The sequence below is a fragment of the Enteractinococcus helveticum genome (assembly GCF_020742345.1).
Taxonomy (GTDB): Bacteria; Actinomycetota; Actinomycetes; order Actinomycetales; family Micrococcaceae; genus Yaniella; species Yaniella helvetica_A.
In genome coordinates, this window is sequence record NZ_DYXC01000072.1 from 1 (window position 1) to 21013 (window position 21013).

20 protein-coding genes are annotated in these 21013 nt (G+C 54.4%); 10 read left to right on the forward strand and 10 right to left on the reverse strand.

The window, feature by feature from the left end; all coding sequences use genetic code 11:
• The first annotated feature begins 34 nt into the window (after window positions 1-34).
• The 6 genes from K8V32_RS05895 (at window position 35) to K8V32_RS05920 (ending at window position 5736) form a co-directional block, all read left to right on the forward strand.
• On the forward strand, window positions 35-1264 hold the full coding sequence (locus K8V32_RS05895) for a DUF3137 domain-containing protein (RefSeq protein WP_303904346.1): 1230 nt from the start codon (window positions 35-37) through the stop codon (window positions 1262-1264).
• Between the two features lie 53 nt (window positions 1265-1317).
• Window positions 1318-2217, forward strand: coding sequence for a PPK2 family polyphosphate kinase (locus K8V32_RS05900; protein WP_303904349.1), 900 nt, complete (start codon window positions 1318-1320; stop codon window positions 2215-2217).
• Between the two features lie 252 nt (window positions 2218-2469).
• A complete protein-coding gene (zapE, locus tag K8V32_RS05905; RefSeq protein ID WP_303904352.1) occupies window positions 2470-3546 on the forward strand; it encodes a cell division protein ZapE in 1077 nt (358 codons plus the stop codon).
• Between the two features lie 206 nt (window positions 3547-3752).
• On the forward strand, window positions 3753-4523 hold the full coding sequence (locus tag K8V32_RS05910; RefSeq protein WP_303904355.1) for an isocitrate lyase/PEP mutase family protein: 771 nt from the start codon (window positions 3753-3755) through the stop codon (window positions 4521-4523).
• A gap of 81 nt (window positions 4524-4604) precedes the next feature.
• Window positions 4605-4958, forward strand: coding sequence for a zinc ribbon domain-containing protein YjdM (locus tag K8V32_RS05915; protein WP_303904358.1), 354 nt, complete (start codon window positions 4605-4607; stop codon window positions 4956-4958).
• Between the two features lie 64 nt (window positions 4959-5022).
• Window positions 5023-5736: a dihydrofolate reductase family protein gene (locus tag K8V32_RS05920; protein ID WP_303904361.1), complete on the forward strand. Its 714-nt coding sequence runs from the start codon at window positions 5023-5025 to the stop codon at window positions 5734-5736.
• Here the strand turns inward: K8V32_RS05920 and K8V32_RS05925 are convergent.
• Window positions 5733-6833, reverse strand: a complete 1101-nt coding sequence (locus tag K8V32_RS05925; RefSeq protein WP_303904362.1) for an NAD(P)-dependent alcohol dehydrogenase — start codon at window positions 6831-6833, stop codon at window positions 5733-5735. The genes K8V32_RS05920 and K8V32_RS05925 overlap by 4 nt on opposite strands.
• 113 nt (window positions 6834-6946) lie before the next feature.
• Window positions 6947-7510: a cysteine hydrolase family protein gene (locus K8V32_RS05930; RefSeq protein ID WP_303904364.1), complete on the reverse strand. Its 564-nt coding sequence runs from the start codon at window positions 7508-7510 to the stop codon at window positions 6947-6949.
• 167 nt (window positions 7511-7677) lie between these two features.
• Here K8V32_RS05930 and K8V32_RS05935 point away from each other — a divergent pair, with 167 nt between their 5' ends.
• A complete protein-coding gene (locus K8V32_RS05935) occupies window positions 7678-8241 on the forward strand; it encodes an NADPH-dependent FMN reductase (RefSeq protein ID WP_303904367.1) in 564 nt (187 codons plus the stop codon).
• Between the two features lie 70 nt (window positions 8242-8311).
• On the opposite strand, the gene K8V32_RS05940 is transcribed toward K8V32_RS05935, so the two are convergent.
• Together K8V32_RS05940 and K8V32_RS05945 are read right to left on the reverse strand one after the other, a co-directional pair.
• Window positions 8312-9019: an MgtC/SapB family protein gene (locus tag K8V32_RS05940; RefSeq protein WP_303904370.1), complete on the reverse strand. Its 708-nt coding sequence runs from the start codon at window positions 9017-9019 to the stop codon at window positions 8312-8314.
• A gap of 59 nt (window positions 9020-9078) precedes the next feature.
• Window positions 9079-10113 (reverse strand): LLM class flavin-dependent oxidoreductase, encoded by a 1035-nt coding sequence (locus tag K8V32_RS05945; RefSeq protein ID WP_303904372.1) that lies wholly within the window; start codon window positions 10111-10113, stop codon window positions 9079-9081.
• Between the two features lie 502 nt (window positions 10114-10615).
• On the opposite strand from K8V32_RS05945, the gene K8V32_RS05950 reads away from it, so the two are divergent.
• Complete coding sequence (locus K8V32_RS05950) at window positions 10616-11608, forward strand: Ldh family oxidoreductase (protein ID WP_303904375.1); 993 nt, start codon at window positions 10616-10618, stop codon at window positions 11606-11608.
• Here K8V32_RS05950 and K8V32_RS05955 read toward each other — a convergent pair.
• From K8V32_RS05955 to K8V32_RS05965, 3 genes are read right to left on the reverse strand one after another with little or no spacing between them, the layout of a single operon-like run.
• Window positions 11605-13203, reverse strand: coding sequence for a sulfurtransferase TusA family protein (locus tag K8V32_RS05955; RefSeq protein ID WP_303904378.1), 1599 nt, complete (start codon window positions 13201-13203; stop codon window positions 11605-11607). The genes K8V32_RS05950 and K8V32_RS05955 overlap by 4 nt on opposite strands.
• Before the next feature lie 27 nt (window positions 13204-13230).
• Entirely contained in the window at window positions 13231-13599 is a 369-nt protein-coding gene (locus K8V32_RS05960; protein WP_303904381.1) for a DsrE family protein, read from the reverse strand.
• A gap of 1 nt (window position 13600) precedes the next feature.
• Window positions 13601-13837, reverse strand: a complete 237-nt coding sequence (locus K8V32_RS05965) for a sulfurtransferase TusA family protein (protein WP_303904384.1) — start codon at window positions 13835-13837, stop codon at window positions 13601-13603.
• Window positions 13838-14020: 183 nt separating this feature from the next.
• On the opposite strand from K8V32_RS05965, the gene K8V32_RS05970 reads away from it, so the two are divergent.
• Together K8V32_RS05970 and K8V32_RS05975 are read left to right on the forward strand one after the other, a co-directional pair.
• A complete protein-coding gene (locus K8V32_RS05970; protein WP_303904388.1) occupies window positions 14021-14416 on the forward strand; it encodes a GNAT family N-acetyltransferase in 396 nt (131 codons plus the stop codon).
• Entirely contained in the window at window positions 14417-14803 is a 387-nt protein-coding gene (locus K8V32_RS05975; RefSeq protein ID WP_303904930.1) for a GNAT family N-acetyltransferase, read from the forward strand. It abuts the gene before it with no gap.
• Here K8V32_RS05975 and K8V32_RS05980 read toward each other — a convergent pair.
• From K8V32_RS05980 to K8V32_RS05990, 3 genes are read right to left on the reverse strand one after another with little or no spacing between them, the layout of a single operon-like run.
• Window positions 14787-16343, reverse strand: a complete 1557-nt coding sequence (locus tag K8V32_RS05980; protein WP_524536699.1) for a GMC family oxidoreductase — start codon at window positions 16341-16343, stop codon at window positions 14787-14789. The two genes, K8V32_RS05975 and K8V32_RS05980, sit on opposite strands and share 17 nt — an antisense overlap.
• A 24-nt stretch (window positions 16344-16367) precedes the next feature.
• On the reverse strand, window positions 16368-17861 hold the full coding sequence (locus tag K8V32_RS05985) for an aldehyde dehydrogenase family protein (protein ID WP_303904394.1): 1494 nt from the start codon (window positions 17859-17861) through the stop codon (window positions 16368-16370).
• A gap of 13 nt (window positions 17862-17874) precedes the next feature.
• Window positions 17875-20067, reverse strand: coding sequence for a choline BCCT transporter BetT (locus tag K8V32_RS05990; RefSeq protein WP_303904397.1), 2193 nt, complete (start codon window positions 20065-20067; stop codon window positions 17875-17877).
• Window positions 20068-21013 lie beyond the last annotated feature (946 nt).

A 21013-nucleotide genomic window follows, 5' to 3' on the forward strand; every position in this document is an offset into this window, starting at 1 on the left:
GCCAGCAATACGACTTGGAAGGATTTCTTGATTCATGAGCTCCCATCCCAAAATTTCGGTTCCGTCTTTTGACTCTGTATGGTCAGAAGTCAGGAAATCATCGACAAAAATCACCAATGACACTTCCTGGCTGACGACGTGGAACGCCAAATCCATTGGGTTGTTTATTCCGGTGTTTATTGGCCTGGGGCTTGTTGTGCTGTCAATGCTGTTCTTTTTCATTGACTACGCAGTATTTGGTTTGTTGGCCCTGGTGGTGGCAATACTTTGTATAGCGCCCCCGGTTGTCTACGTAATGAACCTGATGGCTAAAGCCTCTGGAAAATACTCTCAAACTGTTGTTGCTCCGATGATTGAAGCTCTGATCGGTCAGCTGAGCGCACGTACCGTGACCGGCAGTGAATCGAAACTTCAAGCAACTTACGACCCCGATGGGGGTATTCCGAAGTCAATTCTGGCCAACTCGGGTTTCATTATGGACGCTAAGGCTACGCAGGAAGATTATATCCGTGGCACGTTCGGAGAAACCGACTTTATGATTTCTGATGTTAAGTGGCAAACATCAGAAATTGAGTTGAGTGCAGAAGCCAAAGAGCGCATCGCTCGTCGCCAAGAATCTGAACGAAAACAGCGAGAGCGTGAAAGAGATCGTCAATTACGAAGAGAACATGGTAGTGACTGGCGTAGATATAAGCGGATTGAAGATTACCGAAACAGCTCGGGATCTTCACTCATCGACTTGTTACCAGATTCATTGGTCAATCAGGTTAAAGAAAAATATTCTCGCTTTGAGGAACACACCAAACGGATAGGTCCGTCAATGGTGGTTTTTGTGGCCGATTTCCATAAGGATTTCACATCGCGTACCTACCTGCTGCCCCGGAAAGAAGAAACTCAAGCTATTCGGAGTTTCTCGGAAAAAACCGGCCTGGAACCGATGATCTTAGAAGATCCAGGCATTACCGAACGCTTCTACGGATGGACTACTGATCAAGTGGAAGCACGTTACTTGTTGACCCCGGAATTGATACTGGCGATCAATGATGCTGCTGAACGTATGGATTCGGAGCGCATAGCTGTATCATTCAAGGGATCCAGAATGTATTTTGCAGTGGTTATGGATGATGACCGGTTCAGCCTGAATTTCAAAAACAACAACGATGATGGCTATCAAATGGCCCAAGACATCTACAACGATCTGGTTGCGTTCATCTCGCTCATCGAACACTTCAACCTCAACACCAGGATCTGGACCAAGGCCTAATCTTGGTCTAAGCGGGTCCTGTGAACGTCACCAGCAAATCCGGAGGGATACAGATGCCTGCCAATCAAGCCCTGAAACGCGTCGGTCCATTTTATAAAGCGCTACGTGAATTTGCCTATCAGGACGGTATTTTGGCGGACCTGAATGCATTGGATAGTAGGCGCACACCGGGTTTTGAAACCCCAGATGGTAAGACCTTGGGCAAACAGGCAGGCCAACAGTTTCTGGCAGACCACACTGAACGACTATCAGAGTTGCAAACCAAACTGTTCGCTAACGCTCAAGCAGCGGATCTTCGCCGATCCGTGCTACTGGTTATTCAGGGGATGGACACCTCCGGAAAAGGCAGTATCACTAAACACGTGGTCGGATCGATGAACCCCCAGGGCATCCACCAGGTTGGATTCACAAAGCCCACCCCTGAAGAACTGCAACACGACTTTTTATGGCGCATTCGTCACCACACCCCACGCCACGGTGACATTGCCGTGTTTGACCGGTCCCATTATGAAGATGTCTTAGTCCATCGGGTCGAAGAGCTTACCCCGCCGGCGCGGTTACAGCGCCGCTACGGGGCGATCCGACAGTTTGAAGACGAGCTGCGGCAAAATGGTACCGTCATTCTGAAGGTCATGCTGCACATCAGCCGGCAAGAACAATACCAGCGGTTATCAGACCGACTCGATGACCCCACCAAGCACTGGAAATTCACCCCGGCGGATATTGATGCTCGCGAAAAATGGGACGCCTATATGGAAGCCCACCGCATCGCCATCGAAGTCACCGATAAAGAACATGCCCCGTGGTTCGTTATCCCAGCTGACCGAAAATGGTACGCTAAGCTGGCTGTTCAACAGTTACTGATCGAGGCCCTGGAATCTCTGGACCTGTCATGGCCGCCGGGCAACTTTGACCTTGCCGAGCAACGTCGCAGACTCGAAGCGAGCCGATAGAAAACCAGGGGACGGCGGTCTTGCGTCCAAACTCGTCGCCTCGGTGACAACCTGGTGCTACTTGTTCTGAGGTAGTTCCTGTTGATCTGGGCGACATAACAACCGACGCCGGCCAGACTGCCTATCTAGCCGAATCTGAGCACTATCACTGGCAGGATGGTTCCCGCAGACTAAGGCTTCCTCATTCGGAGGGTTCTTCGCGTTGAGAACGGATGCACTTCAAAATACTGTGCTTGACTATGATGAGCGCTCATGGAGATAACCGATACCACACTGCAAATCTCTGAAGCGGTGATCGCACATATTGAAGACAGCACTACCCCAGGTGGAATAGTCCTGGACCCTGAACAGCGCAGGCTTGCAGAAGGTGTCATTGGGTTTCTCCATAACGTCCCCACCGCTGGTCACCCCGCCAAGCTGGGACAAAGCGGCTATTTCGTTTACGGTCCACCGGGTCGCGGGAAAACCTGGTTGATGAGGCAGCTATTCGAAGCCGCACCGTATCCAACCGAGTCGAAACGTCAGGTGCATTTCCACGACTTTTTTCGCGGACTTCAGCAACAGCTCGGGGCAAAAACCAGCACCCGGGAGGCCATCGAGGCGACGTTACAAAACCTGCTCACCGGCACTGAGCTCTTCTTCTTCGATGAATTACACGTCCACGATCCCGGAAGTGCGGTCTTGCTGAACCGGCTGCTAGCCGCCATAACAGAACACCGTATCCCCACGCTGATCACCTCAAATTATGAGCCGGAAGGATTATTACAGGAGCCGGCGTTTCATCACGTGATTAAGCCAGGCATCAAAATACTTCGTGAACATTTTTCGGTGGTCACACTGGATGACGGAACAGACTATCGCCTGCAGCATGTATCCCATGATGCGGGGTTTGCCTCCGGCCGCTGGCTCGTCGTCGAGTCCGGACACACCGTGTATCAGACGTTACGCGCAGCGGGCTTGGTGCCGCCGAAACAAGCAGAAGCAACCACGGTGCTTAACGGACACCGAGCGCTGCGAGCCTTAGCGGTGCGGGGCACACAGATTTGGTTCGATTTTGCTGACCTACTGCAGGCGCGGTCGGTGACAAGTGATTTTATGGAACTGGCCGACGGTTACGACCAGTGGGTGTTGACCGGTGTGCCCAAACTATCCAACACCGATCCGGCCTCTCGTCAGCGTTTCGTGACACTCATCGACGTCTTGGTCGACCGCGACATCCCATTAACCGTGTGTACCACGGTCCCTCGCACTGAGCTGTCCTCGACAGAACAACCGCCAGTAGATCTGTTTCGCACGATGAGTCGCCTGGCACTACTAGGAGCCCACTAACCGGCCCATCACAGCGGCACCGAAGGGTACCAGTGCATCGTTGAGACCACTGCTGCGCAATACTAGCTCACCGAATCCTGCTGAAAACTGAATTCACACCGGTTCAGTAAGAGTTCACCGGCAGTTTCCTGAGCCTCGGAATTTATCTGTGTACAGACCCCAGAGTCAGCCGTAGGGTGGAAGTGGATACCCTATAGGAGGGCTTCATGTCGGATGTAACGAAAAGTGCACAACAGCTAGCAGATCTTCACGAATCTGGTCGCATGATTGTTTTACCAACCGTCTGGGATACCTGGAGCGCCGGGGTCGCAGCGGATGCAGGATTCCGAGGGCTAACGGTGGGCAGCCATCCCGTTGCTAACTCTATCGGTAGCGAAGACGGCGAGTTCATGAAAATCACGGCGTACCTCAAGGTCGTCAAACGCATTGTCAGAGCTGTGGATATCCCGGTGAGCGTCGATGTGGAGTCAGGTTATGGGCTGCAGCCGGGGGAGTTAATCCACAGACTGCTCAGTGTTGGCGCAGCAGGAGCTAATATCGAAGACGTCGTACACACCGAAGGAGGCCGGGTCCGCTCCCGCAATGAGCACGCCGACTATATCGCCCGGGCCCGAGAGGCCGCAGATGCCGCAGGTGTCCCATTTGTTATCAACGGGCGTACAGATGCGATCAAGCTCGGTATGGAATTTTACCGCGACCCACTTCACGAAGCAGTAGAACGGCTTCGTGCCATGGAACAGGCGGGGGCTCGAGCTGTCTACCCGGTTGGACTGACTTCCAAAGATCAAGTTAAAGCGGTCGTTGAGGCTGTTTCCGTGCCGGTCAATGTCACTGCACACCCCGTCGATGGGCACGGTGCAGGCGACTTCTCTGCTCTGGAGAGATTAGGTGTGCGCCGCGTTACCTTCGGGCCACTGTGGCAGAAATGGCTTGCGGAAGTCTCCGCTAAACAGCTTAAACACTGGGTCGCTCCCTAACACAACGCCTATTGATATGATGCATGGAGCTGACATCAGCCGATATCGCTCGATGTATTCAACAGGTGGAGTTTCCAAGTTATGTCTGATCAGTTGCCCGCATGCCCAGAGTGCGCCGAAGAATACACCTATGAATCCGGTGCGCTGCTGGTATGTCCGATGTGCGGGCACGAATGGTCACGCGAGCTCTCCGATGAACCCGAAACTGCCACACCCGTCATTCGCGACGCGGTCGGCAACCCGCTGGCTGACGGCGACACCGTCACCGTGGTGAAAGACCTCAAAGTCAAAGGTTCCGGGGGTGTTATCAAAGTCGGCACAAAAGTATCGGAGATTCGACTCCTTGAAGACGGTGTTGACGGTCACGATATCGATGCCCGTGTCCCCGGTTTCGGTCATATGCAGCTAAAATCCAGTGTCGTCAAAAAGGCCTAAGACCTCTGGAAGATGAATCAACAGAAAGAGCGTTGAATTGACCCGACCTCGTATTATCTGCCACATGCACACGCTGCTCAACGGCAAAGTCGATGGTATCGCCAACATCACCCAGGTGGGTTGGCGAGCCCAGAAGGTGTATTTCGATATCATGCTGGGCGAAAATCGTTTCTATGACCGACACCGCGGTTGGATCAGCGGCAGCGGCACGAGCGAAGCGATCATGGGTGGGCCCCGCGAGGTAGAGTTCCCGGAACCCACTGAACCGGTTCCGGCAGGTGACTACCTTGCGGATCCAGAAGCAGCGATGTTTTATTTCGCAGTCGATCGGACCGGTAAGCTCGCCTGGGATCGCAATAGCTTTGAATATTTCGGTGTCAACGCCCACATTGTGGAGCTCATCCCGGCCAGCGTCAGTGACGCCTTCAAAGCGTATTTGCGCAGCAGGGGTATCTCGTATCTCATCGCAGGTGAAGAACAGCTCGATATGTCCGTGGCGGTAGAAAAGATTGGTCGTATTTTTGAAATGGATCAGTTGATGCTCGGCGGTGGGCCGACCCTGAACTGGTCCATGATTCGTCAGGGACTGTGCGATGAACTCAGCCTGGTGCTGATGCCGACCGCAGATGCGCAAAACCACACAAACTCACTGTTTGAGTCCCATGAGCAGTTCTCGACACCAGCACCATATGAGTTTAAGCTCCTGGACGCTCAACCATTGGAAGACGGTAGCGTTTGGATTCGCTACGATATTGTGGGCGAGATTCAGGAAGACTAAAAGAGCACGATAGGCTTGATGGTTTTACCCGAAGCCGAATCCTCAAATGCTTGGTTGATATCAGCCAGGGGATAAGTTTGGGTGAGTTTTTCGATTGGGAATTTGCCCTGGCGCCACAGACCGACCAGTTTGGGGATGAAATCTTGTGGAACGGCATCGCCTTCAATAATGGTCTGGAAAGACCACCCTTTGAGTAATGATGCCCCGACTTCGAAGCTGACTTCGTCACCCATGCTGGGTGCCCCAACTAATCCAACGCGACCGTTAATACCGACGGCATCGGCGGCCTGGCGTGTCACTGCGGTAATACCGGTTGTGTCCAGCGCGACGTTGACTCCGTGGTCGCCCACGATCTGGTGAAGCCGCTTGCCAAGGTCCTCGGAACCCGAATTGATAGTGTCGGTTGCGCCGTAACCTTTTGCTGCCTCGAGTCGGGAGTCGACCAGATCAATGGCGATGATGGTGGTGGCACCAACCGCTGCGGCAGCCATGATTGCTGAGGACCCCACGGCACCGGTACCAAAGATCGCCACCGTTTCTCCAGCGGAAACGTTCAAAGCGTTGATGATCGAGCCTGCACCGGTCATCAGCCCACAGCCCAAGGGGCCAAGTAGATCCAGTGGTGCGTCGTCGTCGACTTTCACAACCGAACGCACAGAAACGTTGGCGTGCGAGGCAAATGATGATTGACCAAAGAAGTGCGATGACACCTGATTGCCGTTATCAGACAGTGCGGTGGTGCCGTCGGGGCGGAGGCCGCTGAAATTATGATCGTAGAAGTTTTTGCAGTAGGCGGGTCGCCCGGTTACACACTGGGTGCATTCGCCACACGAGTTGAAACCCAGCACAACGTGATCTCCGGGTTTGATGGTGGTCACCGCCTCACCGATGGCTTCAACAACGCCGGCGCCTTCGTGCCCGAGTACAGCGGGTAGAGGGGTGGGATATACCTGATCACGAACGATCGCATCGGTGTGGCAGACCCCGGTTGCGGTGAGTTTGACCCGCACTTCGTTGGGACGGGGATCGTCGAGTTGCAGGGTTTTGATTTCAAATGGTGCGCCTTTGCCTGGCGTCACGGCTGCAGTAATTTCCACGGTGACCTCCTGAGAGTTGTGGCTTCGCTTGGATTTGCGAGTCTAGTTTTCACCGTACGCTTCGGTCGTAGCAGTGTCTAGGCGTAGCCGAGGAAGCCAAGCAGAGTGGTGCCTCACTGTTGCCATTCAGTAAGAACCTCATTGATGGTTGCGGTGCCGGCTTGACGGTCCTCTTCGAGCCGTTGGAGCTGGGCTTCGTGATAATCCTGGCGAGCATCGGCTGTGGCATCACGGACGACGGTGGTTCGAATGTTGTGCGCATAGGCATCCCGAGCGGTTTGACTGACGCATCCGTGGGTGGAGACGCCAGCGATCACGATCCGGTTTACCTTCAGGTTCATAAGACGCAAGTGCAGATCAGTACTAAAGAACGCGCTGTCACGAGTTTTTTCAATCCGCGTGGTTTGATCAGTGTTCAGGCCCGGGATGACTTCGGTCCTTTCCTCTCCTGAAAATAGGAAACCCTCACCGGCTTCGAGCATGTTGAGTGTCCAGGTTGAAGTATCACGACTGTGGACCGTGGTGACCACGAAGACCGGAATATCCGCTTGATGGGCCGCTTCAGAAAGCCTATTGGCTGCGGCGGCGAGCTGGTCTTCGTGTTCTGCCAAGCCTTTCTCATCAAAGAACGCATTTTGTAGGTCGACCAGTACGAGTGCATCACGGTGGTGGGGCATGAAAACATTGTATCGGCTCAACCTACGACACGCTTTTCAGCCGACAGTTACAAATTTGAAATAAGTCTGTGTTTCAGATGAAATGAATAGGGACCTCCCGGCTCGTGAAGACCGCTTCACTCGAAGAGTATCGGGAAGAAAATCTAACAATGAAGGAGTACCCGTCTATGAAGATCGGTATCATCAACGGTTCAATCCGTAAGGAACGTAACACTGAACCCGTAGCAAAGTTCGCTTACGATATCGCTGCCCAGCGCAATGGCGAATTTGAATACGAATACGTCGATCTTGCAGAATATAACGTCCCGCTGCTGACCAACGACGTCCACCCAATGGTTGCGAATAAAAACCACGAAGATCCTAACGTTCAGCAATGGTCGGACAAGATCGATTCGTTGGATGCCTACATCTTCGTTACCCCTGAATACAACCACGGCGTGCCAGGCGGCTTCAAGAATGCTGTCGACGTGCTTGGTCCAGAATGGGTCGGAAAACCGGTTGCGTTCATTGGTCACGGTTCCGTCGGTGGCGTGCGAGCTATTGAGCAGTGGCGCCAGATCCTTGCGAACTTCTCTATGCCCGTGGTGCGCGCTGAACTGAACTTCAACCTGTTTATCGACTGGAAAGACGGCGAGTTTGCACCTGCGCAGCGCCACTCAGCAGAAATGCATGCCATGCTGGATCAGCTTGAAGAACTGGTCGCCAAGCATAATGCCAGTGTCACTGTATAGTTCTTTTTTCTACAACCGCGTGTATTAATCCAGCAGATTGATACACGCGGTTTTGTATCCCAAAGCTACGCTAATCGTGGTCTTGGTCTTCGGTCCTGACGTCGATAACCCCTTCGACCTCACTAAGCTTGCGAAATAGTGATTCTGGTGGGCGTTGTTTACCATGAGTAAACTCAATGCGAGCCAGCACTGTGTGGCCACCTTTTCCCCGTTCTCGACGTGTTTCCGACAACGACGTGTCGTAGCCAGCATCTGATGCGACTTGCAGGATATCACGCAGTATTCCGTGGCCATCCTGGTAACGGACTTGATACAGTTCGGTGCGTTGTTGGGTTGGGAGACGACGAATCAGTGCCGTCAGGGCCGTGACAGCAAATAAATATAAAGCAACTGTTAACGCGGCGATCAACGGCATACCCGCACCGCAGGCCATGCCCACCGCTGCCGTGACCCACACGGATGCTGCCGTGGTCAGCCCTGAAACAATATTTCGTCGAACGAAGATTACCCCGGCACCCAGAAAACCAATACCGGTCACGATCTGGGCGGCAATGCGTGAAGGATCCAGCACAACCTCATCACCCAGCACATGAGCGAAGCCGTAAGCTGAGACCAACGTAAAGAGCGCCGAACCCATGCCCACAAGAATGTGGGTTCGTGCCCCGGCGGATTTCTGGCGTAATTCTCGTTCAAGACCGATGATCCCCGACAGGATAAATGAGCACACCAATAAGGCCGCTTCGGTAAGAAGCGTCTCTGGGAACCACTCAATTTCCATAGTACCCAGGATACGCTGCCTGATCTGTGGTGTCCCAGGTGACAGTGGAGATGGGTGCTTTAAGCGGCGGGACGCCAGCCCAATAATGGCCCGAGACGCTGAGCGATGTCGGTCAAAATCTGGACGTAATCCTCATGGTCGAAACTAAAGGGCAGCGCGAAAGCCACTTCGGTGACCTCTTGGAATCCCGCGTGTGCATGCAGCTGATCGGCAATGGCTTCGCTGGTACCGATGAGGTCTTTGGCAAACAGCATGTTGCGCGGGCCCTGCGGTTTTTTGGTGCGCGGTGTGCGCTCATTTACGTAGGCGTGGTATTTCGCTTTTTGTGCCGTGGTGGCGGAATCTGTGGGGATAACCACGAGACCCTGAGAGACACGAGCCGGGGATTCCGGGGCGTGCTCAGCCGCAGCTTGCCGAAACGCTTGGATCTGCCTGGCCTGGGATTGGGCGAAATCTGGTGTTTCGTCATCATGTGGGAAGACCACGCTACTGGTGAGCAGATTCATGCCGTGTTCACCAGCCCAGACTGCCGAGTCCATGCTGCCAGCTCCATACCAGAGACGATCCCGTAGGCCAGGGGAGTGCGGTTCCACGCGGTTGGAAAACTCTTCTACCACGCCTCGCTTCCCGGAGAATTCACGCACCGGCTCGCCAGCGACCAGCCGGTTGAATAATTCCACGCGAGCTTTACTGAAGTCCTCCACCTGAGCCGTGTTCGGGTACAACACATGTTGGACTGTTTCAAAGTCCATCGGAGTGCCGACGCTGATCCCCGGGTTAATGCGGCCACGAGACAAGATGTCTACGGTTGCGAGATCTTCAGCCAGCCGCAGCGGATTCTCCCATCCCATTGGGGTCACCGCCGTGCCAAGCTCGATACGACTGGTGCGCTGCGAGGCAGCTGCCATGACCGCGATGGGCGAAGAAATGCCAAACTGCAGGTGACGGTGACGTAGCCAGGCGCTATCAAAACCCAGCCGTTCACCGAGTTCAATAATTTCCAGTGTCGATTCATGTCCTTCGGCTGGATTCTGTGGATCAAATAATCCGATCGTCAGAAATCCCAGGCGTTGTAGTTGATGTTCAGCAGACATGAGGCACCTTTAGAAGAAACTTGGAACAATCGATGATTGTGAGTTTAGTGACACTACGTTTGCCCGGCACACTGGTCGGTCATATAAGGACACGAAGATCTCTTATGACTGTCGGTCGAAAGTAGCCGCACCGGTGCCAGAGTTAACTATCACCGTAACGGATCACTCAACAATCTCTGCTGCCACCCTACGGCTCGCCGCTGGAACGGGCGGGCGCCGTGGTGGTTGGAATAGATATGTCTTTGTCGAGCATCGTTGTACAAGAAGTTTGCCAAGTGGCCTAGTCCATCTGTTGTTCACACCGCGCGATGGCATGAACCAAGAATTTCCGAGGCTCAAAGTTCATTTGAGTTCACGAGTTCACTGTGGTCTAGGGCGGTCCCAGCGACGTCGTCGTTGGTATGTGCTGAGGTGAGAGACGATTCCAGCAGCAGGACGCTAATCTGAGAGATATAGCGTGGTGAAATTGAGCGAGCCCAACCTTTGGACGTCGGGAGGATACATGCAACAGGTCAAAGCTGATGAGATCTGGGATCTGGTTTGTCGAACCACTCGACGGGCCGGTTTTACTGAGGCCGTGTGCCAGGCGCTTGCTGACGCAACGACCGAGGCCGAACTGCATGGTAAATCCTCGGTAGGGCTCGAGCACTTATTTTACTATTTTCAGGCGGTTACGAATCGGTTGATTACCCCTACACCTCGAGTGAAACTGACCTCGGTCACCGATTCGATGCTCGTGGTTGATGCGGATCATGGGCCGATGCAGTATGCCTACCGCCAGGCTGAGGACTCCCTGGTGGCCGATGTGAAAGCTCATGGACTGGTGATGCTCATGATGAAGAACGCATTTGCCGGCGGCGAGCTGGGATATTATGCTCGTCGGCTGGCCAGACACGGTCTGGTGTCGTTGGCATTTGCGAATAGTCCCGCGGTGATGAGCGTGGGTGGCAGCTATGACCGGCTGTTGGGTACCAATCCGTTGAGCTACGGGGTACCGATGGCCGATAGTCGGGCGCTGATTATTGATCAGGCGTCGTCGTCAACAGCGCGCGTGAATTTTCAAAAATATGCCATACGGCGTGAGCCGATCCCAGATAGTTGGGCGCTGGACCGCCACGGTCAGCCCACTACCGATGCCGGGGCCGCGCTGGAAGGCACCCTGCTACCATTTGGTGGCTATAAAGGTGGCAACATTGCCCTGCTCGTAGAGTTCATGGCGATGCTGGGTGGTGGAGATTCTTCGTATGAGGCTGCCCCGTATTATGCCGGAGAGCGGCGTCAGGGGATCGGGGCCACGATCATCGCTGTCGATACGGAGAAGCTGCCTGGCTATCGCCAACGTATTGATTCGCTGATTCACCAGTTTCGATATGATCACGGCAGTAAAATCCGGGTGACCGAGCTTGAGCCGAGTGATCGCATGGTGGAGGTGCGACAGAGTCTATGGTCGCAGCTGCAGCACTATGCTGAAAAAGGTGAAGTCAAAGAAATCTAGTGGCCGTATTTGGCCCGCAGGTGATCGCGGGCCTGAGCCATCAGACTCAGGTCTCGTTCGGCGGCACGAGCCGACTGGATAGGGTTATCCGCAAATGTTGCAAAACCACAATCGGTATTGAGTAGGACTCGCTCGGAACCGAAAAGTTCGATTGCCCGCTCAGCACGCGCAATGACGTCATCGACCGTATCGTCAGCAGAATCTTTTTGATTGAGGACCCCCACACCTACGCGCTGATCATCGCGGATACCGGCAAGCGCTTCGAGCTCACCGGCACGTGGCGTACATAGTTCCAGCACAAGGGTACCCACATTCAATGACCGAAACAGCGGCACTAATGGTTCATAACCACCTGTTAATGCGGACGTCTCATCGGTGGTCCAGTTGCCGCGGCACACATGCAGGGCTAATCGGTCGGTGGGGAAGCCTTCGGTGACTTGTCCCAGCAGTTTCTGGGCAAAAGCGAGCTCTTCGTCTTGCGCGCCGCGTTCGCCGAGGGCCCCACACATAAAGGTGCGGCCGCCCTGGCCCTGTTTGCCATAGAGCACCTCGGTGAGTACTGGTTCATCGAGCTGGATCAAGGCAGTGCCTTCGGCCAGCAGATAGGCGATTTCTTCGCGAAGGATGCGCACGATGTCGGTGGCAAGTTGCTCGCGGTTATCATAGGCCCGGTCAGAAACGCATTCCATCCACATGGTCCGAGTCAACAGATAGGGGCCAGGCAGACTTACCTTGACAGGTTTTGTGGCAATCGAGTGGGCATAGCGGACCTCGTGGACGGTCAATGGGTTCTTTCGTCCTAGCGGTCCGAAGACTGCGGGGTGGCGAACTTCCCCGGCAGGAACATCAAGTGCTTGGAGTTCCTTGTTGAACTGTTCGGGGTCGTCCACGTACGGCAGCAGATCCGTGACCGGAATGAGTTGGCAGTTTTGCAGGATGCCACCGACAAAGGAAGAGTAGTTGTCGCGGCGCTGTTCACCATCGGTCACTACATCGATGCCGGCACGTTCTTGGGCTGCAATAGCCAGCTGCACCGCATCATCGGCGTCGGCTTGGAATGCTGTATCATCCAGCCGGTCTTCCAGATGCTGATGGAGTGCATCTAGCATCCAGCGTGGCCGCGGCCAGGAGCCCAAACTCATCACTGACAGTGGCTCGATGGTTGGCGCATCAGCGGGCTCGGGCAGACTGGCTGGGATATGTGGCGCAACGACCTCTTGGGTGATCGCCATCTGTGGTTTTTTACGCTTGTTCTTCAGTTTTACTTGCTGCAACGGTGCTTCTGATCCGGAGGTAGTTGCAGGTTCATTGGGTAGGATGGTGTCTTCCGGCGGTGTGAAAGGTCCCTTGCTGACCAAGAATCGCCACACACCGGGTTCGGCGTGCATATTGATCAGCTCGTTTTTGGTGAGCCTGCACCAGGAGGGCAGGTCAATTTTTACCGTGGAATCGTATGAAACGATTTCCAACAGTTCGCCTGGTTCAAGCGGATCAATGTGTTTACGAATCAACAACAGTAGGCCATTGCCACAATCGAGATCCCCGCCGTTGAAGCTGGTTTTCGGTGGGTAGGGGTGGACAGTGGCACCAGACATAACAGGACCTTTCACACAACAAGAGTTCTAGTACGTGACGCTTGGGGTACCGTCGGCCAGGAATTCCACGAGTTTTGCCCCGCCAACAATGGTTGCACCGTCTATGAGGTTTTCTGGATCAATGTCGCGTTTTTTGACACACGGTGCACAGACATAGACTTGGCCACCGGCCTCAACGAAGTTGTCGATCAGCTCGGCCAACGGAGCAAAACCGTCTTCATGGATGTCGTCAGCATAACCCTTCTCGGCTAGACGTACCCCTTCAGTGGACAAAAAGACCATGGTGTCTTGGTCAGATCCTACGGCAGCGTTGGCGACAACAAAACCAACGGTTGCTTTATCAGAATCATTTTTGGCATTGGTGATGGACACACAGAATTTTCCGGTACCGGACATATTAGGACTGCTCCTTGGCTTGTATATAGTACGTTGGATGCTCTTGATAGATCAGCGGGTTGCGGGTGAGGCGACACCAAGCAGGGATGTCTTCCGGGGCACCGGGATCGGTTGCGGTCAGTTGCAGAATATCTCCGGCTCCCAGCTCGTCACGAAGCTTAAGCTTGAGTTTGACGATCAGTTCGCCACAGCCCATATCCCCGGCATTCCAGGTCGTATCCGGTTGGGGTCGATCCACTGATAGCGCTCCTCACTAGTGGGCGATAAATCTATCGACATCACCGATATTTTAGGTTCGAAACCCGAGCGCCTCAATACTTTATGTCCTGTCGAAGGCTGCTGTCGGAACGTGGTCAAGCATTGAATGACGTCGGTAGCTACCGTACTGTGAAGCCCACCGCAGCCACCGAAAGGAAATATCATGTACCGGGTCAACGAATATGGTCAACCCGTGGGGCCTGTGCTGCCGGATTGGGTGCCGCCCGCTGCCCCTGATGCCGACAGGATATCTGGACGCTATTGTCTTTTGGAACGACTCGATCCCCAGCGGCACGCAGCAGCACTCTTTGCAGTCTACACTCAAGCTCCAGATGACCGTGACTGGACGTATATGTCGGCCGGACCATTTGCGGCCGAAGACGACTATGCCAACTGGGCAACCGCCGTTGCCAACCGAGATAGCGAACGTCACTATGCCATCATTGATCGGGCTACGATGCGTCCGCTTGGGACGATGGCGTTGATGCGGATGATGCCGGAACACGGTTGTCTTGAAGTCGGCAGCGTGATGCTGTCTCCGGCAGTTCAGCGCACCTGAATCGCCACCGAAGCTCACTATGTGTTGATGCAATATGTTTTCGAGTTGGGCTACCGGCGATATGAATGGAAATGCGACAGTCTCAATCAAGCCTCTATCCGGGCTGCCCGTAGATTGGGATTTACCTACGAAGGAACCTTTCGTCAGGCGATGGTCTATAAACACCGTAGCCGCGACACCGCCTGGTTCGCCATAATCGACCAGGACTGGCCAGCGATTCCGCAAGCCATTATTCGTCCGTTTGCTGAAGAAAAACTGGTCGATTTTTCTCATCAAGACCACGCTGTTTACAAGACAGTCTTGTGCCGAGATCCCGGTACACTACTGGCCCCTCGAAAAGCTCGAGGGGCCAGCAAATACAGCAGGGCGTCTACTGATCAGCCTTGATCAGTTCAGCGGCGCGTTCTCCCATCAACATCACGGTGATGTTCGGGTTCACAGCGGTCAGTTGTGGCATTGCAGAAGCGTCCACAACGCGCAGGTTTTTGGTCCCTTTAACACGAAGCTGTGGGTCCAGTGGCGACATGTCGTCTTCGACCGGGCCCATGCGGCACGAACCGGCTGGGTGGTAAACCGTATTGTGGGTTTTCTTGATGTATTCGGCGATGTCTTCATCGGACTGCACATCTTCACCGGGGAATAGCTCACGACCAGCAAATTCGGCCATGGCAGGCTGGGCAACAATCTTGCGTGCCAGCTTGATACCGTCAACAGCCACACGCATGTCGTGGCCTTCAGGATCAGTGAAATACCGTGGATCGACTTTCGGCTTATCCGCGTAGTCACGCGAGCGCAGGCGCACGGTACCACGTGATTTTGCGTGGGTGACGTTTGGCGTCAGCGCAAAGGACTCATCTTCGTGAGGATATCCGTGACGACGGGTGTGCATCGAAAATGGAACCGAACCGTAGTGCATCATCAGATCCGGCAGATCAAGACCCTCTTGAGTCGGCGAGAAGATGCCGATTTCCCACCACTGGGTGGCTTCACGAGTCATCGGCACATTCGAAGCCCAGGAGATCACAGCTTCTGGGTGGTCTTGTAGGTTGGATCCCACACCCGGGGAGTCCACACGTACCTCAACCCCCACTTCTTTGAGATGATCGGCCGGACCAATACCCGATAGCATCAGCAGTTTCGGCGTATCAATCGCACCGGCAGACACGATGACCTCGCGAGTGGCTGTCAAAGTTTCAGTACGGCTAAACGCGTTGGCCAAATATTCGACACCAATGGCACGATGATTATCGTCGAACAGAATCTTGGTGACCCAGTGATCGGTCAGAATCGACAAATTCTCACGATCCATGATCGGGTGCAGATACGACACCGATGACGACGCACGAGTGCCGTCTTTCTTCGAGTTAATCTGGAAGAACCCGGCACCATTGACCACGGTGGAGCCATCATTGAACTGTACTTTTGGAATGCCCTGCTGCTCGCAGGCATCCAGAAGGGCCACACCGACGGGGTCGTTTGGCGGCACGTTCATCAGCTCGACCGGACCATCGGTGCCGTTATGCGCACCGGTGTTGTCATTGGTTTCTAAGCGCTTGAGCAGCGGCAGCATCGTTTCGGCATTCCAGCCCTCAGCACCCATCTCTTCCCACAGATCCATATCTTCTGCTGGCGGGTGGAATGCAATGCACGAGTTATGCGAGGAACACCCTCCGAGCACTTTGGCCCGGGCATGGCGCATGAACGAGTTGCCATGTTCTTGTTCTTCGATCGGGTAGTCCCAATCCATGCCGGATTCCAGCAGCTCAGGCCACCGGTTGAGCTGCAACACCTCGTCTTTATCAATATCGGTCGGGCCGGCTTCTAACAGCGCTACCGTTACGTTAGGGTCCTCACTCAACCGAGCTGCGACCACCGCTCCAGCTGAGCCGCCACCAATGACCAGATAGTCGTAATTCGTTGTTGTCACGTTCTGCTCCATTCGTGCATCAGATTAATTGGCGTCTTTTTGTGGGAACCAACCGGACACTGCCGGTTCAGTGTTTTCATAAATGTGCTTGGCGACCGTGTACTCTTCCAATCCGGTAACGCCCAGTTCACGGCCGATACCGGACTGCTTGAAACCGCCCCATTCAGCCTGCGGCAGGTATGGGTGGTAATCATTGACCCAGATGGTGCCGTGGCGCAGTTTGCGTGAGACTCGGTTGGTTACCCCGGAATCGGACGACCACACCGCACCGGCCAGACCATAGTCTGTGTCGTTAGCAATCTGGATGGCTTCTTCTTCCGTGCTAAAGGTTTCCACGGTGATCACCGGTCCAAAACCTTCTTCGATGACGGCGGGGTTCGTTGCGGTGCACTGATCTAAGACGGTTGGCGAATAGAAATAGCCATCCCGGTGTTCTTCGCCGCCCCAATTGCCACCCACACGCAGCCGAGCGCCGGCCTCGATACCCCGGTTGACGTAGTCGGTGACCTTGTCACGGTGTTCTGCCGAGATCAACGGCCCGGTCTGAGCCTGCTCGTCGAATGGTCCACCCATCACGATGTTTTCCGCACGACGAACCAGCTCGTCAACGAATTTTTCGGCGATCGAGTCTTGGACGATCAACCGGGTTCCCGCCGAGCACACCAGTCCGGAGTCGAGGAAGCCGGCATTGAGCGCATTATCAACGGCTGCTTCAAAATCTGCATCCGCAAAGATGATGTTAGGGTTCTTGCCACCCAGTTCCAGCGCGACATCTTTAACCGTCTCGGCGGCAGAGCGTGCGATGGTGCGCCCGGTGACTAACCCGCCGGTAAATGACACAAGATCGACTTCTTTATGGCTGGATAGTGGAGCACCCACCACACCACCGTCCCCCAATACAACGTTGGCTACGCCAGCTGGCAGGCCAAGATCGTCGAGCACCTCAACCATCAACAGCGCGGTGTGCGGGGTCAGTTCGGCCGGCTTGAGTACAAAAGAGTTGCCTGCTGCCAAGGCTGGAGCGATTTTCCAGGAGGCCTGCAACAGTGGGAAATTCCACGGAGTAATCATGCCCACCACACCGACGGGTTCATACACGACCCGTGAAATAACTGCCGGATCTCCGGCATCCACGAGACGACCCGGGTAGTGATCAGCGATTTTCCCGAAGTGACGGAAGGCCGAAATGATGTCGTCCATATCGCCTTCGGCTTCGACCAGGCGCTTGCCGGTGTCCAGTGCTTCGGCACGAGCGAATTCATCCTTGCGCGCTTTCAACTTATCAGCGACCTGAAGCAGGAAGTCACCGCGTTCCACGGCTGGGCGACGAGCCCACACACCGGATTCAAAAGACCTACGCGCTGCCAAAATAGCACGTTCGGTATCTTCTGCGGTGGCTTCAGATACGATACCGACTTCGCTGCCATCTGCAGGACAGTAAATTGTGCGGCTGCCGCCGTTGGAAGCTGGGACCCACTGGCCATCGATGAAAAGAGTTTGAACTGTCTTAGCGGTCATTTGGGGCTTCTCCTTATTCTGTGGAGGTCTGCTCGCCAGCGCGTTTTGCTGGCACGATCGGGATAGTAGTGGTTGGCGTATGGATCTGATCGCTGTCGGTCCATTCATCCGGGATGTCGGCTTCCACCAAGCTCGAGGGAGAACCTTTATCACCGATCATAGACATGTACATCATGTGGGCATCATAGGCGTCCAGAATGTCAGAAATAACTTGATCCTTGGTATAGCCCATGATGTCTTTGCCTTGGGAACCGGTTAGGCTGAACACTTCGACCTTGAAGAATACTTCGGCCACCGCCGAGATATTCGAGGCGTAGTTTGGAACGTTGTACGCGACCGGATAGGGCTGGTATTTGAATTCGTCTTGGTCCGGGAAGTGCACGACCAAATCCACATAGGGGATTGGATAATCTGGGTGTTCGCCCCGCTGACAAGAGACGTCGGCTCCGAATTTGGTGAGTTCTTCAGCCACCTCTTCCACCGCCGGGGTGGCAACCTTGTTGATGAAATCACGGGCCTGTTCTGCCGTGGCCCAAGACATGCGTCGCGACAGGCGTTGCCGCCAGGTAGACGACGGACGGCCGGAGGCCCCACGAATACTGGAGAGCACTCCGGGCATCGTGGCTTTTTTGGAGTCGATACTTTGCTGTTCGGTGCGTAGCACTTTGAACAGACTGATCATCATCAGATACACCACGATCGAAAACGGCAAGCCGATCATCACGGTGGCTGCCTGGAGGGTGTAGACCCCATCGATGAACAACATCACTAGGGTCAGTGCACCGGTGACAATAGCCCAGAAGATTCGCAACCATGGCGCGCCGTCGGAGTCTTCGGTGGACGATTCACTGGTCAGGTTCGCCATGACTAGCGAACCGGAGTCGGCAGAGGTCACGTAGAACAGTAAACCGGTGACCACTGCCAGACCGATGCTGAAGGTCGCACCGGGGTACTGGGCTAGCAGGGTGAAGAAGCCGGATTCTGGCAGATTAATGGCTTCATTGAGGAATTCCTCGTCGCCGTCGCGGAAGAATGCTAGTGCACCGTTTCCGAAGATTGAGATCCACAGCAGGATGAAGCTAAATGGAATTAGCAGAACCCCCAGAACGAATTGGCGCAGAGTGCGGCCACGAGAAATACGGGCCAAGAAGAGCCCGACGAATGCCGCCCAGGCGATCCACCAAGCCCAAAAGAACAGCGTCCAGTCCTTCATCCAGGTAGCAGCTGGGTAATCGGCGGATCCTTCGGTGTAGCCAAATGTGTTCATCATCATGGATGGGAAGTTGGCAAAGAAATCTCCAGTGTTTTGTATCAACTGGTTCAACATCTGCGGAGTATTACCGGAGAACAGCACCCAGATCATCAACACGATACCCAGAACCACATTGAGCTCCGAGAGCCGACGAATCCCTTTATCTACACCGGTCACCGTGGAAATGATGGTGATCCCTACGGCCAGTACCATCAGTGCGATCTGCACGGCCATCGACTGCGGGATACCCCAGATATAGGACAACCCGTAGTTCAAGAAGACCACACCGATACCCAGCGAGACCGCAATGCCGAAAATTGTTCCCAGTACGGCAGCGACGTTGACCGCGTGGCCGGGGATACCCTTGATGCGTTTGCCAAAAATCGGTGCGAGCGCCGAACGGATACTCAATGGCAGGTGGTACCGGTAGGCAAATAGTCCAATACCCATACCCATCAGGGCATAGAGCGCCCAACCGGGAATACCGTAGTGGAACATGGTCCACAGCGGAGCCATGCGCGCGGCTTCGTCGGACATGGCGTCGAATTCTGGGGGAGTCAGATAGTTGGTTGCGGGCCCCGAGATGCCGAAGAACATCAGGTCGACGCCGATGCCTGCAGCAAATAGCATTGACGCCCAGGTGAATAGATTGAACCGCGGCTTGGAATGGTCGGGCCCCATCTTGACCCGGCCGACCTTGGTCAGCGCTACCACGAGCACAAAGATCACTACGATAGTGACAGTCAAAACGTAATACCAACCCAAGTTGGTCGCGACCCAGTCCATCGTGCCGAAGATGACGGTTTCTGCCTGTGCTGGTAACAACCATGCCCACAATACGAAGGCGACGATCAGGAGGGCCGAGGTGAAGAAGACCGGCTTGTTTACCGGCGCATATGTTTTCTTCTGTGAGTCAGTATTCTGCGTTTCGGAAGATCCTATGGCACCAGCCATGACATTCCTCTCGTCGAAGGTGAATACGAAAAGCCAGCTCCGATAACGAGACTGATTGAAATTTTTTCCGTATCGTCATAGACCGGCAACATGGCAACTTTATGAGGGTAAATCAACTGAAATCAAATAATAACGCGAAACTGTTAGCTGGCGCATAGGGGTGTGTGAGGATTCTGATAGGTTTCAATGCTCTCGAGTAAGATCCTTCTGTTGGTTGTTTTTAACACGATTTGATAGCCGTGCCTGGTAGTTCTGAAAAACAGGCCCAGTGTGTCGCTGGGTTCGATATTGTTCATCGATCAAACTGGCTTGTGGTGCCCGTTGTCGATGGCCTTATTACGGTATCCATCCCGGACGTCGATTATGTGGGAATCGATGTGCCATGTGGTTGGCCACAAGACTTTGTACCTTTCGTACAACAGTAGGCCACTGACACCTTGGCAAGTCCAGACACCAACGGCCCAAAATCGCGTTGCGAATTGGCACTTGGCGTTACCAACCTGACATTTGACCGCTAGCACCGAACTGATGCCCTTGGGGATGTCAGCAGCGGCGGAGCTGTTGTCATTGAAATCCATCCAGCAGCCGCGTCATACCGCTGGGGAGTGGCTCACACAGGGTACAACGGCGCCCTCAAGGACTAGGTATCTGCTAGCAGATCCTTGATGGGCTAATCCAAGGATTTCTGCTACTTGATGGTAATGGCCGCGACGCTATGCTTGTAGGACTGGTCAGCCACCAGAATCGGTACCGCGGCTGTGCACACCGGCCCGAGCGCTATTACAAAACAACAGGGGTTGAGAGCCGGATTTGGGTACCCCAAGGCTGGGGTCAGTGCAGTGCTGTACCGAACTCATTCCAGAAACATCCTCAAAACACGGGCGCATGTAGCTGCGACAGGCTGACAGAAGACGACCAATGTACATGAGTTCCGGCGCAGAGATCC